The organism is Mesorhizobium sp. M0139 (genome assembly GCF_040322455.1).
Taxonomy (GTDB): Bacteria; Pseudomonadota; Alphaproteobacteria; order Rhizobiales; family Rhizobiaceae; genus Mesorhizobium.
The window spans coordinates 176,717-189,565 of sequence record NZ_JAMYTN010000012.1; the positions used below are offsets into that span (position 1 = coordinate 176,717).

Sequence of the window (12,849 nt, forward strand, 5' to 3'; positions counted from 1 at the left end):
TACGAAGTAGAGAATGGCAGCCAAAACGATCATCAGCCGGCCCATTTACGGAACCCTGTCCCCGCAGCCCGGCAAGCATCATCTTTTCGTGGCGGATGCGGAAGGCGCGCTGGCGATCGTCGATATGGCGAGGACGGCGCCCCCCGGCTTCTTCGATGGCGCCGAAATCGTCTTCATTCCCGGGGCCGACGGCAAGCACGTTGCCGCTCTTGAGGCACTGAAGTCCGCGCAATTTCATGTCGCGCCAACCTTCGCCAGCCTGCTGCCCCGGCTGAAGCAGACGCTTGCCAACGCGCATATGGGCCTGCGCCTCTATCTCGCCGGCACCGAAGGGCTGATCGGCCAGGCCATGCAGGTGGCGCTCGAAGCCGGCATCGATCATACCTCCATGCAGACCGAGCATCGCGGCTCATTGGCGCGGCGCATGCAGTGCGTGCATTGCAAAGGCATCACCGAAAATGTGACGACGCAGCCGGCCACCTGCGCGCATTGCGGCCTGCTGCTTCTGGTGCGCGATCATTATTCGCGACGGCTGGCAGCATTCCAGGGCGTCTGCATAAATGCCGAGGATCGCTCGGAGATACCTCCCATCGAGGAGGTCTTCCCATGAGCACCGGCACCACCAAGCTCGATGTCGTCGTCAGCGACGTCGTCCCGGTCAACGAACTGGTGACGCGCTTCCATTTCCGCCGCCGTGACGGTGAGCTTTTGCCGACCTTTTCCGGCGGCGCCCATGTCGTGGTCGAGATGCGCGATGGCGACCGCACAAGGCTCAATCCCTATTCGCTGATGGGATCGCCGCTCGACACCCGCGAATACACCATCTCGGTGCGCCGCGACGATGTCGGCCGCGGCGGCTCGTTGTTCATGCACCGGAGCGTCAACCCCGGCCTGGAGATGGTGGTCAGCTACCCCGTCAATCTGTTCTCGCTCGACCTCAGGGCCAAGAAGCATCTGATGCTTGCCGGCGGCATCGGTATCACGCCGTTCATGGCGCAGACCGCGCAGCTCGCCGGGTCCGGCGGCAATTTCGAGCTGCACTACACCTGCCGCACCGCCTCGCTCGGCACCTATGCCGATGTGCTGCAGGAGCGCTATGGCCGTCGCGTCCGGCTCTATCACGACGACCGCGACGAGCGCATCGAACTCGACCGTCTCTTGTCCTCGCAGCCGCTCGGCACCCATCTCTATGTCTGCGGCCCGACCGGCATGATCAACTGGGTGCGCGAGCGCGCTGCGGCTCTCGGCTGGCCGGCGGAGACCGTGCACTACGAGCATTTCGCGGCACCCCAGCCCGGCCTGCCGTTCGACGTCACACTTGCCGTCAGCGGCGAGACCATCCGCGTCGGCGAGCAGCAGAGCCTACTCGAAGCGATCGAGGCCGCCGGCGTCGATCCGCCCTATCTCTGCCGCGGCGGTGTCTGCGGCCAGTGCGAGACCAACGTCGTCTCGCATGACGGCAAGTTCATCCACAACGACCACTGGCTGAGTGAGGAAGACCACCGTTCCGGCTGCAAGATCATGCCGTGCGTGTCGCGCTTCGAAGGCAAGTCGCTGGTCCTGGAAAGATAGGAGGCGAGCTTGGGCATCACCTTTCGCAAGGAAACGTTTCGCGACGATTTCACCTTCAGGAACAGCCCGGAACACATCAGGCGGTTTCCGTTTCCGTTCCACGAAGACAGCTACATGTATGCGGTCAACATCGAGCCGCATGTCGTCGGTCCCAAGGGCAGCGTGCTGGAAAACCTGATCGACGTCGACGAGCACTATGTCGCGGAGATGCAGGACCGCGCTTTGGTGTTGGCCGAGGATCCGCTGCGTTGCCAGTCGCTGCCGCACATGACGCTGGCCGGCTGGGACCTGCTCGAACTCCTGATGGAGCAACAGGCACTTGGCTATCCCGAGCATTTCACCCTGACCCGCGACGGCGACCGCTGGCGCTGGATCAACCGGCCGCTCGGCATCGACGACACCTTCACCTTCGGCGACACCTCGACACTGCCTTACGGGCCGATGGAGTACATCACCCGCCAGAGCCAGGGCGATTTCTGCATCCTCGATCAGCGCGACGGCAATCTGTGGATGGACGCCGGCATGGTCACCACCCAGGCCGACTGGTCGCTCGATTTCGACATCGGCATGAATTTTTTCGAATGGCACGCGCCGGTGCCGCTGGCGCATGAAAAGGGCATTTTCGTCAGGGCGCTGAAGTTCCTCTCCAACATCCAGCAGGGCAAGCCGGCGCGGCGTCTCAACTGGACGATGACCATAAACCCGCGCCTCGACACCAGCCCGGAGAATTACCACAAATGGGGCCCGGACCGCGCGACGGTGACGCCCGAAAATGTCGGCGACAAGGTGCATCTGCGCGTCGAACTGCAAAGCTTCTGGCGCCTGCCGCGCTCGAACGGCATCGTCTTCCCGATCCGCTGCTATCTCATCAAGATGGACGAACTGGTGACACAGCCGAAATGGGCAAGACGACTGCACCGGGTGATCCGGGATTTGCCGGAAGAGCTGGCCACCTACAAGGGCCTGACGCGGTATCGGCCGACGCTGCTCGAATGGCTGTCGAAGCTGGATGATGGCAGTGCTACGTCACCGGGGTTCGGGCCGGACTAAAGATGCCCACAAAGCTGCTGATCTCCCCCCAAGAGGGGGAGATGCCCGGCAGGGCAGAGGGGGGCGCCGTAGAGTGCCGGCCCTTGCCCAATGTCCATCCCAGCGCTTCGGCGAAGCTCACGGCGCGCCGCTCAGCCCAGCCACAATCACGACATGCTGGCAGACATTGTCGATATCGCGAATGACATCGTCGTTCCAGAAGCGCAGGACCGTCCAGCCCAGAGCTTCAAACTTGGCGGTTCTTGCGACGTCCGATTCCGACGTTTCGGCTTGGCCATGCTGGGAACCATCAAGCTCGATGATCAGCTTTTTGTCCGGGCACGCAAAATCGACGATATGGCCATCGATAGGCATCTGGCGCCGAAACTTCAGTCCCATCAGCCTGTGTGCCCTGATCTCGTTCCAAAGCTTGAGTTCGGCATCGGTCATCACCTTGCGCATCCTGCGCGCATTGCGGCGGTTGTTGGCGGAAACCAGATTATGCGTCATCGCGGTTCGCCCCCCTCTGTCCTGCCGGACATCTCCCCCTCAAGTGGGGAGATCGGATGTCACGTCGGCTTTCGCCGATCGCCGATGTTGCAAAGGGGGGGCCGTCGCGGCACTACTGATCTCCGCACGAGAGGATCAAGGGAAGATCGAACTCCTACCCCGCGCTCTGCGGATAGCAAATAATCGACAGATACCGCATCGGAAGTTTCGTCAGTTGCTCCGGCCCGTGCGGCGCATCGGCGTCGAAGAACAGGCTGTCGCCGGGCTTCATCGGATAGAGGTTGCTGCCGTGCCGGTACACCACCTCGCCCACCAGCATATAGAGGAATTCCATGCCCTCATGCTGGAAGGTCGGGAACACATCCGAATCCTCGGTCAGTGTGATCAGATAGGGTTCGACGACGACGCCGCTGGTGTTGGAGCCGATATGGCCGAGCAGATTGTATTGATGGCCGGCGCGGGTGCCGCGGCGTTCGACATCGAGGCCTTCGCCGGCCTTGACGAAGACGGCGCTGCGCTCTTCCTCGAATCGGCGGAAGAAGGCGGTGACGGGAACGCCGAGCGCCCTCGACAGCGCCTGCAGTGTGGTCAGCGACGGCGAGGTGATGCCGTTCTCGATCTTCGACAGCATGCCCAGCGAAATATCGGTGGCGACGGCGAGATCGGCGACGGTGATGCCGAGCTTCTTGCGGAAGGCGCGCACCTCGCGCCCGATCGCCACCTCCAGCACTTTTTCGCGCTTGTCGCGAATGGCGTGCGGATTCTGCGTCAGCGGCGCGCGGATGGTTTTTCCGTCCACGGAGGCCTTTGCCGGTGGCTTTGCCCTTGTCGAAGCAGTCTTGGAATCGGAACTTGTCTTCGCCATCTCGCCTCCGAATCCCCATGATTATTTCACTCCAGGTGAACATATTCGGTGCCGATACAGAAACGCAACCGCGCAGCAAGCCCCTTAAGTCGAATGGTGTCCGAACAGGATTACGCCGTCATCCGTTTCCGGAAATCCGCTGGGGCGAAACGCGGTTTCTCCACAAGGCCTGTTGACAGCATCCAAGAGGCAATTACTGTCCTGTGAGTGAAATTTGTTTCGTAAGAGCAATTCCAAAAATCGAATGACACCGGGAGGCCTGCCATGAAAACGCGCGTTGCCGTCATTGGAGCGGGGCCATCCGGTCTGGCCCAGCTCAGGGCCTTCAAGTCGGCTGCCGACAAGGGCGCCGAGATCCCCGAAATCGTCTGCTTCGAAAAGCAGTCGGACTGGGGCGGCCTATGGAACTACACCTGGCGCACCGGCCTCGACGAGCATGGCGACCCCGTCCACGGCTCGATGTACCGCTACCTCTGGTCGAACGGACCGAAGGAGTGCCTGGAATTCGCCGACTACACATTCGAGGAGCATTTCGGCCGTCCCATCGGCTCCTACCCGCCACGCGCGGTGCTGTGGGATTACATCAAGGGCCGGGTCGAGAAATCAGGCCTGCGCAAATGGGTGCGCTTCAACAGTCCGGTGCGCATGGTGACCTTCTCGGACGAGACGAGAAAATTCACCGTCACCGCGCATGACCGCACGAACGACGTCACCTACTCCGAGGAGTTCGACAATGTCGTCGTTGCCTCAGGGCATTTCTCGGTTCCCAACGTTCCCTATTTCGAAGGCTTTTCGACGTTCAACGGCCGTATCCTGCACAGCCATGATTTCCGCGATGCCATGGAGTTCAAGGGCAAGGACATACTGATCATCGGCCGCTCCTATTCTGCCGAGGACATCGGCTCGCAGTGCTACAAATACGGCGCCAGATCGATCACTTCCAGCTACCGCTCCAAACCGATGGGGTTCAAATGGCCGGAGAACTGGAAGGAAGTACCGCTGCTGCAGAAGGTCGTCGGCAAGACGGCGCACTTCAAGGATGGCACCACCAAGGACGTCGACGCCATCATCCTGTGCACCGGCTACCTGCATTCCTTCCCGTTCCTCACGGAAGAGCTGAAACTGAAGACCGCCAATCGCATGTGGCCGGACGGGCTCTATGAGGGCGTCGTGTGGGAGAAGAACCCGAAACTGTCCTATATCGGCATGCAGGACCAGTTCTACACTTTCAACATGTTCGACGCCCAGGCCTGGTTCGCCCGCGACGTCATCATGGGCCGTATCAAGCTGCCGTCGGTACAGGCGATGGCCGAGCACGGCGCCAAGTGGCGGGCACGCGAAGAGACGCTGGAAGACGCCGAGCAGATGATCTGGTTCCAGGGCGACTACACCAAGGAATTGATGGACCAGACCGACTATCCCGGCTTCGACGTCGAGGCGGTCAACCAGACCTTCATGGAGTGGGAGCACCACAAGGCGGAAGACATTATGAGCTTCCGCGACCACGCCTACCGCTCGCTGATGACCGGCACCATGGCGCCATTGCACCATACGCCCTGGCTGCAGGCGCTGGACGACTCGATGGAAAGCTATCTCCAGGTGAAGGGCGTGGCGGCGGAATAGGTCGGCGTGATGCAAAACAATGCGCCGGCACCGGCCCAGTTTCAATTCAGAGGGTAGTCGGGAGCCGCATCGGTCTCCGTCACCTTGACCCACACCAATTCGCTATAATAGGCGCCCTCCGGGCCGGTGCCGTACATGGACAGTCTGTCAGCCATCAGCAGATGTGTCATGTCGTTGAGTGCCCGGCCGGTCGGCTCCTCGGGCCAGGCGAAGACGCCGTCGGTTTTGGCGCCGAACCTCACATCGGTGCATCCGAAATCGATCTCGACCTTCCACGACAGCAACGGCCTGATATCGCTGAGCGGCGGGCGCGGCGGATCGGGCTGCTCGAAGTGATGGTCGACCGAGACTCTCGTCGGCACTGCCGGCGTGATGCCTTTGGCTTTGAAGGAGGCGATGGCGTCGTCGCCAAATCGTGCGAGCAGGCCAGCGTGCCATAACCGGTAGGTCGCGCGGAAAAAGCCGCTGACCCGGATAGATTTGCCATCGTTGTTGAAGACGTTCACAGCGGCGTAGAAACGGCGCAGTCGTGGCGCCAGCGCCCGCCAGTCGCATTCGGCCGGTGTCCCCGGCGTCGCGATGAAATCGTCAAGCAGATCGCTGCCGCGCACATTGGCGTTCAGCACCGTGCAATCCTCACCACGGATATGCCAGTGCCGCCGGAGCTCGGCTGCTGCGATGCCAGGCTTGCGCAGCTCTTCCACCGAGGCGCGAACCCGAGCAATCGCGTAGGACGTAGCCGCGTCCAACGTCTCAAACCCCGAAACCACATGCTCGCCGGTCTTGGCCATGTCGAAGACGACGACAGTAAAAGGCGGTTCGCGCTGATCGGGCATTCGGCAGCAAGCTCAGGCTGGTCGAGGATGAAGCAGCTTTCCGCGCGAAAATGCGTCAAAGTCAAGAGCTGGAGCGCGGCCTGGCATTTCCAGAAGAGGCGAACTCCAGAAGAGGCGAAACCGTTCTATCCGAGCCGTGCTTGAGCTTTCGCGGCTCAGGGGTCGACGACCGACCGCGATGATGTCGATGGCAGGTTGTTGCCAGCCCGCGACAATGCCGCGACTTTGGACAGTGCGATGGACACTTCCGGGTCGAGATCGCGTGTGCCGACCGAGGTGCAGGTGACGATCATCCTTTCAATCCAGCGGATAGTCGGGAGGCGCCTCCGTCTTCGTCACCTTGGCGGTTAGTATCTCGCAGTCGTTGGCCCAGTCGGGGCCATCGCCGCGCATGGCCATCATGTCGGCCATCAGCAGGAACTGCATGGTTCTGAGCGCCCAGTCGGTCGGCTCTTGCGGCCAGGCGAAGATTCCGGCGGCGTCGCCACCGAACTTCACGTCGTGGCAGACAAAACCGACCTCGACCTCCAGGATCGCAGCGTCAAGCCTGGCGGCGGGTAGGGCGGGTCGGGAAGCTCGAAGTAATTGGCGACCATGAGCTTCGTCGGCTCCGCCGGCTCGATCCCCTTGGCTTTGAAGGCGGCAATGGCGTCGTCGCCAAAGCGCTCGAGGAGGCCGTCTCGCGTCAGCCTGTAGGTCGAGCGAAAGAAGCCGCCCGCCCAGACGGATTCGTTGTTGCCGTTGGAGATCAGCAGCGAGGCGCGGAAGCGGCGCAGCCTGGGCGCCAGCGCCTGCCAGTTGCACTCGGCTGGCGTCGCCGGCGTCGCAATGAAATCGTCGAGTAGATCGCTGCCGCGCACTCCGGCGTTCAGCACCGAACAGTCTTCGCCATAGAGCTGCCAGAGCTGGCGAAGCTCAGCAGTGGCGATGCCGGGCTTGCGCAACTCCTCCACCGAGGCGCGAACCCGCGCAATGGCGTAGGACGTCGCCGCCTCCAGCGTGTCAAACCCCGAAACTACGTGCTCCCCGTCCGGCTCGCCGGTCTTGGCCATGTCGAAGACGAGTACGGCAAAAGGCGGTTCGCCGGGATTGGACATTCAACAATTATCCTAGTCTTGCCCGCGCCTTCGCCGTCCAGGCATTGAACAGCCGGTCTGCGACGATGCCGATGAAAGCGATGGCGAGACCCGCGACAATGCCGCGTCCGGAATCGGCCTTGGACAGCGCGATGAAGACTTCCTGGCCGAGGTCGCGTGTGCCGACCATGGCGCAGATGATGATCATCGCCAGCGCCATCAGGATCGTCTGGTTGACGCCGAGCATGATTTCGGGAAGCGCCATTGGCAATTGTACCCGAAAGAAGGTCTGGCGCGGCGTGCAGCCGGAAACCTTCGCCGCCTCGATCAGCGCCGGCGGCACTTGCCGGATGCCGTGATTGGTGTAGCGGATCGCCGGCACCACAGCGAAGGCGACGGTGGCGATCATGGCGGTCACGTCGCCGACGCGGAACAGCATCACCACCGGAATGATGAAGCAGAAGGACGGCAGCACCTGCAGCGTGTCGATGATGGGCGTGACGATCTTTTCGAAGCGGTCGCTGCGGGCGGCCATCAGACCGATCGGAATGCCGATCAGGCAGGCGATGAAGGCCGAGATGCCGCAGAGATAAACCGTCGCCATGGTCTTTTCCCAAAGGCCGGTGACGGCGCAGAAGGCGGTCAGCGCGGCGACGAGGGCGGCGAGACGCAGGCCTGAGAGCTGGTAGCCGGCGAGGCCGAGCAGGGCCACTGCGCCGAGCCACGGAAAGCCTTCGCAGAAGGCGCGCAGCGGGTTCAGTACATTGAGGATGAGCGCCACGCGAAACGCTTCGATCACGTCGAAGAAGTTGATCGTCACCCAGTTGACCGCCGCCTTCCACAGTGGCGCGGTGGTGAAGGTGATCGCCTTCGGCACCGCTGCGAATGCCGGTACGAACAGGCCGAGCAGCGTCGTCACGACCAGGATGGCGATGGCCAGCGACAGATTGGGATAGCGCCGCCAAAAGCTCTGGTTCGCCTGCCGTTGAACGTGGCCCTTCGCCTGTTCGTGGGCGATGGCTTGGCTCAACCGGTCGAGCCCGATGGCGAGTGCCACAATGGCGAGCCCGGCTTCCATCGCTTCGCCGACCTTCAGCGCACGCAGCGCCAGCAGCACGTCGTAGCCGAGGCCGCCGGCGCCGATCATCGAGGCGATGATGACCATGTTGAGCGCCAGCATGATCACCTGGTTGACGCCGACCATCAGCGTCGGCCGCGCCGATGGCAGCAGCACGCGCCACAATTTCTGCCGCGCCGTGCAGCCGGCCATCTCTGAGAAATCATCGATCTCTGACGGCACCCGCGACAGACCCAGCATCGTTGCCCGCACCATCGGCGGCGTGGCGAAGATGGCGGTGGCGATCATCGCCGAGACCGGGCTGTTGCCGAACAAAAGCAGCATCGGGATGAGATAGGCGAAGGTCGGGATGGTCTGCATCAAATCGAGGGCAGGGGAGATGATCAGCCGCTCGGCCCATGGCTTGCGCCACGCCCAGATGCCGGCGAACAGGCCGGTGACGATGCAGAACGGCACCGCGATGGAAATCAGCGCCAGCGTCAGCATGGCGCTGGTCCATTGGCCGAACAGCGCGGTGTAGAGGAAGCAGCCGCCGACCAGCATGCCAAGCTTTCTACCGCCCGCGGCGTGCCCGGCGATGAACGCGGCGGCGCAGACGCCGATCCAGGACAGGCGCGGCAGGACATAGGCATCGGCACCGTGACCGATCTTGAAATTCTTGGCCAGCAGGTCGAGCGCGAAATCGAGGGGAACGCCGAGCACCGCGGTGATCGAGCGGGTCAGCCAGGACAAGTTCGACTTGATCCAGCGCATCAGCGCACTGACCCAGTCGGCGACGGGAACGACCGCATCGGCCGGATAGTCGACCGCCCATGGCAGCCTCTCCTGCAGCAGGAATACCACCAGCACGGCGGCCAGCGCCAGCGCCCAGATCAGCAGCCAGCGCTGAACCGGTGGCCTCGTTTGGCTGGCGCTTGCAGTCACCGTCATGCGCCGGCTCTTTGCTTGTCGATGCCGGCCAGCAGTCCGATCACGGCTTGCGGCGTCACCTCGCCGATCGACTTGCCGCTGCCGTTGACCACCGCGAACGGTTTTCCCGAAGCGACGATGCTGGCCGAGAAGCTGGCGATCCTGGCGTCGGGCGAAACCGTGCCGCCATGCTCGGAGCCATCCAGGGCACGCATCAGGCTGCGCGCCGAAATCACCTTGGCGCGGTCGACATCCCGGGTGAATTCGGTGACATAGTCGGTCGCCGGATTGACCACCAGTTGCTCCGGTGTGCCGATCTGGATGACCTCGCCGTCCTTCATGATGGCGATGCGGTCGGCCAGCCTGATCGCCTCGTCGAAATCATGGGTGATGAAAACGATGGTCTTGTGCAGCATGGTCTGCAGCCGCATCAGCTCGTCCTGCATCTCGCGGCGGATCAATGGGTCAAGCGCCGAGAACGGCTCGTCGAGGAACCAGATCTCCGGCTTGGTCGCGAGGCTGCGGGCAATGCCGACGCGCTGCTGCTGGCCGCCGGAGAGTTCGCGCGGATAGAAATGCTCGCGGCCGCGTAAGCCCACGAGATCGATCACCTCCCGCGCTCTCGCTTCGCGCGTCGGTCGGTCCTGGCCCTGGATGCTCAGGGGAAAGGCAATGTTGTCGAGCACGTTAAGATGCGGCAGCAGCGCAAAATTCTGGAACACCATACCCATGCGATGACGCCGCAGTTCGATCAGCGCCGCATCGGAAATCTTGAGCAGGTCGTTGCCTTCGAATTCGACCTTGCCGTAGGTCGGCTCGACCAGCCGCGACATGCAGCGCACCAGCGTCGACTTGCCGGAGCCGGACAGCCCCATGATGATGAAAATCTCGCCCTGGCGGATTTCGAGATCGACGGCGCGCACCGCGCCGACCAGTCCGGCGGCAGCGACATCGGCCATGCTGGCCTTGCCGGCACGCTCGCGGATGAAGCTGGCCGCGTTCGATCCGAACAGTTTCCAGACATTACGGCAGGCAAGCTTTATCGGCCGCACATCCTCCGGCGTGCCAGTTGCCTGCGGTTCAGTCGCTTCCGTCATCCAATGGTCCTTCTGGAAAATGGAGATAAGACCCGGCCGCTAGGGCCGGGTCTGGCTTCCAGTCAGGCGATCACTGCGCCCAGGCTTTCCAGTCGGCTTCGTGGGCGGCGATCCAGGCGGCGGCGACATCTTCGGGCGTCTTGCCGCCGAGGTCGATCTCGCCGCTCATCTTGTTGAGCTCATCGGTGTCGATCGTGTACGCCTTGGCCACCTTGTAGGCGACCGGCCATTTGTCCTTCATGCCGGACCAGGAGTATTTCCAGATTTCGCCATGCGGTTTGCCGCAATCATATTTGGCATCCGGGTTGGTGCCCCATTTCGGGTCGGTGTAGCACTCGGGCGTATACTCCGGGAATTCGACCCACTCGCCCTTGTACTTGGCCGGCGCCCAATGCGGCGAATAGATCCACAGCATGATCGGCGCCTTGCGCTGATAGGCCGAGTCCAACTCGGCGAACATCGCCGCGTCGGTGCCGGCATGGATGACGGTGAAGGGCAGCTTCAGCGCCTCGACGCGCTCGTCGTCAAAGCCTTCCCAGGTTACCGGGCCGCCGAGATAGCGGCCCTTCGGCGCCGTCTCCGCTGTCGAGAACGCCTCGGCGCATTTCGGGTCCTTCAGCGCTTCCCAATTGGGCAGGCCGGGGCATTTCTCCTTCATATATTCGGGAAACCACCATTCCTCCTTGGCCTTCGGCCCGAGCTTGCCCAGCCGCTCGGTCTGGCCGGTGGCGTCTGAAGCCTTCATCGCTTCGCCGGCCGTCGTGTCCCAGAACTCCAGGCCGACATCGAGGTCGCCATTGGTGAGACCGGTGGTCAGGCTGGAGAGGTAGTCGGCGGTGGGATACTCGACGGTGTAGCCAAGCTTTTCGAGGATGCCGCCAAGGATCTTGGCGTTGAGGTTGACGCTGGTCCAGTCGAACAGCGCGATCTTGATCGGGTCGTTGGATTCAGGTGCTGCTGCGTGGACCGGTGATGTAAGCGCACTTGCGGCGGCGAGTGCAAGGGCTGCCATTGATAGGTTCGAAATCACACTGCGAAATGACATGCTTGTTCTCCTGTCAAACCATGTGGAAATTTCTTGACCGTTCCCTTCTTGCGTCTTTTCTTGATTGTGTTGGAAAGGCGGGTCGTTGCGCAAGTTCGTTCGCACCATGCCATTGCCGCGGCCGCAACTTGCGCAGGCGAAATGGTTGCTCGAGTTGGTGTTTATGTGATGCCGGGCGGGCCCGCGTCATGGCATCGGATGGATTGCTGCGTGAGCAATCGTCAACAGATCGATCGCCGCTCCAGCGGCGCTCTCAGACGTGCGAGCCATCAAGGTCCCATGGTCTCGGCCGGCGAGCTCGCCAAGGCCGTTTCATGAGATGAAATTATATATACCAACGTTCATGCGGCGCAACGGCTGATGCCCTGTGCACTGCGGAATTTCAGACTGGTCGATTGCCAACCGCCAGAGCTGACGTTCACGACATGATCAGGCCGCCATCGACATTGATGGTTTGGCCGGTGATGTAGGTGGCGTCGTCGCTGGCGAGAAAGCTGACCAGGCCGGACACGTCCTCGCCGCTGCCGGCGCGCCCCATCGGGATGTTCTTCACCCATTCGGCCATCAGCTCGCCGGGCTTGTAGTCACCCATCAGCTTGCCCCAGGCGGCGTCGTTGTAAGCCCACATGTCGGTGTCGATAATGCCGGGGCAGATCGCGTTGACGGTGATCTTTTCCTTGGCGACTTCCTTGGCCAGGCTCTGGGTAATGCCGACGACGCCGAACTTCGACGCCGCATAGTGCGGCGTGTAGATGAAACCCTGCCGCGCCTGGCCCGATGCCGTGTTGATCAGCCGGCCGCCGTCGCCATGCTTGCGAATGCGCGCGATCGCTTCCTGGCAGCACAGGAACACGCCCTTGGTGTTGACGGCCATCACCTTGTCCCACTCGGCCTCGGTCATCGCCTCGATCCGGGCGATGGTGATGACGCCGGCATTCTGCACCGAAATGTCGACACGGCCGAATTCCTTCTCGGCGAGATCGTAAAGCGCTGTAACCTCATCCTTCCTGGTCACGTCCATGCGCATCGACGCGACCTTGGCGCCCGCTGCTTTCAGGCCGGCGGCGACGTCCTCGACGCGGGCATCGATGGCGCTGACCACGACCGCGGCACCTTCCTCGGCGAAGCGCTTCGCCATCGCCGCGCCGATGCCACCGCTCGCGCCGGTGATGACCGCAGTCTTGCCTTCAAAACGCTTCTGCATCTTTT

Annotated in this window: 14 protein-coding genes; 4 read left to right on the forward strand and 10 right to left on the reverse strand. The window is 62.4% G+C overall.

The genetic code is table 11. The features are described from left to right. Positions 1-13: 13 nt before the first annotated feature. The 3 genes from NKJ58_RS21580 to NKJ58_RS21590 are packed head-to-tail and all read left to right on the forward strand — an operon-like array spanning position 14 to position 2,622. On the forward strand, positions 14-610 hold the full coding sequence (locus NKJ58_RS21580; protein ID WP_023668542.1) for a dimethylamine monooxygenase subunit DmmA family protein: 597 nt from the start codon (positions 14-16) through the stop codon (positions 608-610). Continuing rightward, a complete protein-coding gene (locus tag NKJ58_RS21585) occupies positions 607-1,572 on the forward strand; it encodes a PDR/VanB family oxidoreductase (protein WP_023684427.1) in 966 nt (321 codons plus the stop codon). Before NKJ58_RS21580 ends, NKJ58_RS21585 begins: the two co-directional genes overlap by 4 nt. A 9-nt stretch (positions 1,573-1,581) precedes the next feature. Further along, entirely contained in the window at positions 1,582-2,622 is a 1,041-nt protein-coding gene (locus NKJ58_RS21590) for a heme-dependent oxidative N-demethylase family protein (RefSeq protein WP_023684426.1), read from the forward strand. Positions 2,623-2,739: 117 nt separating this feature from the next. Here the strand turns inward: NKJ58_RS21590 and NKJ58_RS21595 are convergent, their stop codons facing one another. Further along, complete coding sequence (locus tag NKJ58_RS21595) at positions 2,740-3,111, reverse strand: endonuclease domain-containing protein (RefSeq protein ID WP_352519951.1); 372 nt, start codon at positions 3,109-3,111, stop codon at positions 2,740-2,742. A gap of 154 nt (positions 3,112-3,265) precedes the next feature. Continuing rightward, positions 3,266-3,976, reverse strand: coding sequence for a helix-turn-helix domain-containing protein (locus NKJ58_RS21600; protein ID WP_023684424.1), 711 nt, complete (start codon positions 3,974-3,976; stop codon positions 3,266-3,268). 264 nt (positions 3,977-4,240) lie between these two features. Here NKJ58_RS21600 and NKJ58_RS21605 point away from each other — a divergent pair, with 264 nt between their 5' ends. Further along, a complete protein-coding gene (locus NKJ58_RS21605) occupies positions 4,241-5,599 on the forward strand; it encodes a trimethylamine monooxygenase (RefSeq protein ID WP_023668538.1) in 1,359 nt (452 codons plus the stop codon). Between the two features lie 41 nt (positions 5,600-5,640). Here NKJ58_RS21605 and NKJ58_RS21610 read toward each other — a convergent pair whose 3' ends face one another. From NKJ58_RS21610 to NKJ58_RS21645, 8 genes are all read right to left on the reverse strand, one after another. Continuing rightward, the gene (locus NKJ58_RS21610; RefSeq protein WP_023684423.1) at positions 5,641-6,435 is read right to left on the reverse strand and encodes a hypothetical protein; all 795 of its coding nucleotides are present in this window, start codon (positions 6,433-6,435) and stop codon (positions 5,641-5,643) included. 155 nt (positions 6,436-6,590) lie between these two features. After that, positions 6,591-6,728, reverse strand: a complete 138-nt coding sequence (locus NKJ58_RS21615) for a hypothetical protein (RefSeq protein WP_023684422.1) — start codon at positions 6,726-6,728, stop codon at positions 6,591-6,593. 4 nt (positions 6,729-6,732) lie between these two features. Beyond that, positions 6,733-6,933 carry a hypothetical protein gene (locus tag NKJ58_RS21620; RefSeq protein WP_352853775.1) on the reverse strand — a complete coding sequence of 67 codons (201 nt, stop codon included), beginning with the start codon at positions 6,931-6,933 and terminating at the stop codon, positions 6,733-6,735. Then, positions 6,930-7,532 (reverse strand): hypothetical protein, encoded by a 603-nt coding sequence (locus tag NKJ58_RS21625; RefSeq protein ID WP_352853777.1) that lies wholly within the window; start codon positions 7,530-7,532, stop codon positions 6,930-6,932. Before NKJ58_RS21625 ends, NKJ58_RS21620 begins: the two co-directional genes overlap by 4 nt. A 7-nt stretch (positions 7,533-7,539) precedes the next feature. Beyond that, positions 7,540-9,519 carry an ABC transporter permease gene (locus NKJ58_RS21630; protein WP_023684420.1) on the reverse strand — a complete coding sequence of 660 codons (1,980 nt, stop codon included), beginning with the start codon at positions 9,517-9,519 and terminating at the stop codon, positions 7,540-7,542. Then, on the reverse strand, positions 9,516-10,595 hold the full coding sequence (locus tag NKJ58_RS21635; protein WP_023684419.1) for a quaternary amine ABC transporter ATP-binding protein: 1,080 nt from the start codon (positions 10,593-10,595) through the stop codon (positions 9,516-9,518). Before NKJ58_RS21635 ends, NKJ58_RS21630 begins: the two co-directional genes overlap by 4 nt. 70 nt (positions 10,596-10,665) lie before the next feature. Continuing rightward, positions 10,666-11,640, reverse strand: coding sequence for an ABC transporter substrate-binding protein (locus NKJ58_RS21640; RefSeq protein ID WP_023716139.1), 975 nt, complete (start codon positions 11,638-11,640; stop codon positions 10,666-10,668). Positions 11,641-12,058: 418 nt separating this feature from the next. Next, positions 12,059-12,844: a glucose 1-dehydrogenase gene (locus NKJ58_RS21645; protein WP_023684417.1), complete on the reverse strand. Its 786-nt coding sequence runs from the start codon at positions 12,842-12,844 to the stop codon at positions 12,059-12,061. Positions 12,845-12,849 lie beyond the last annotated feature (5 nt).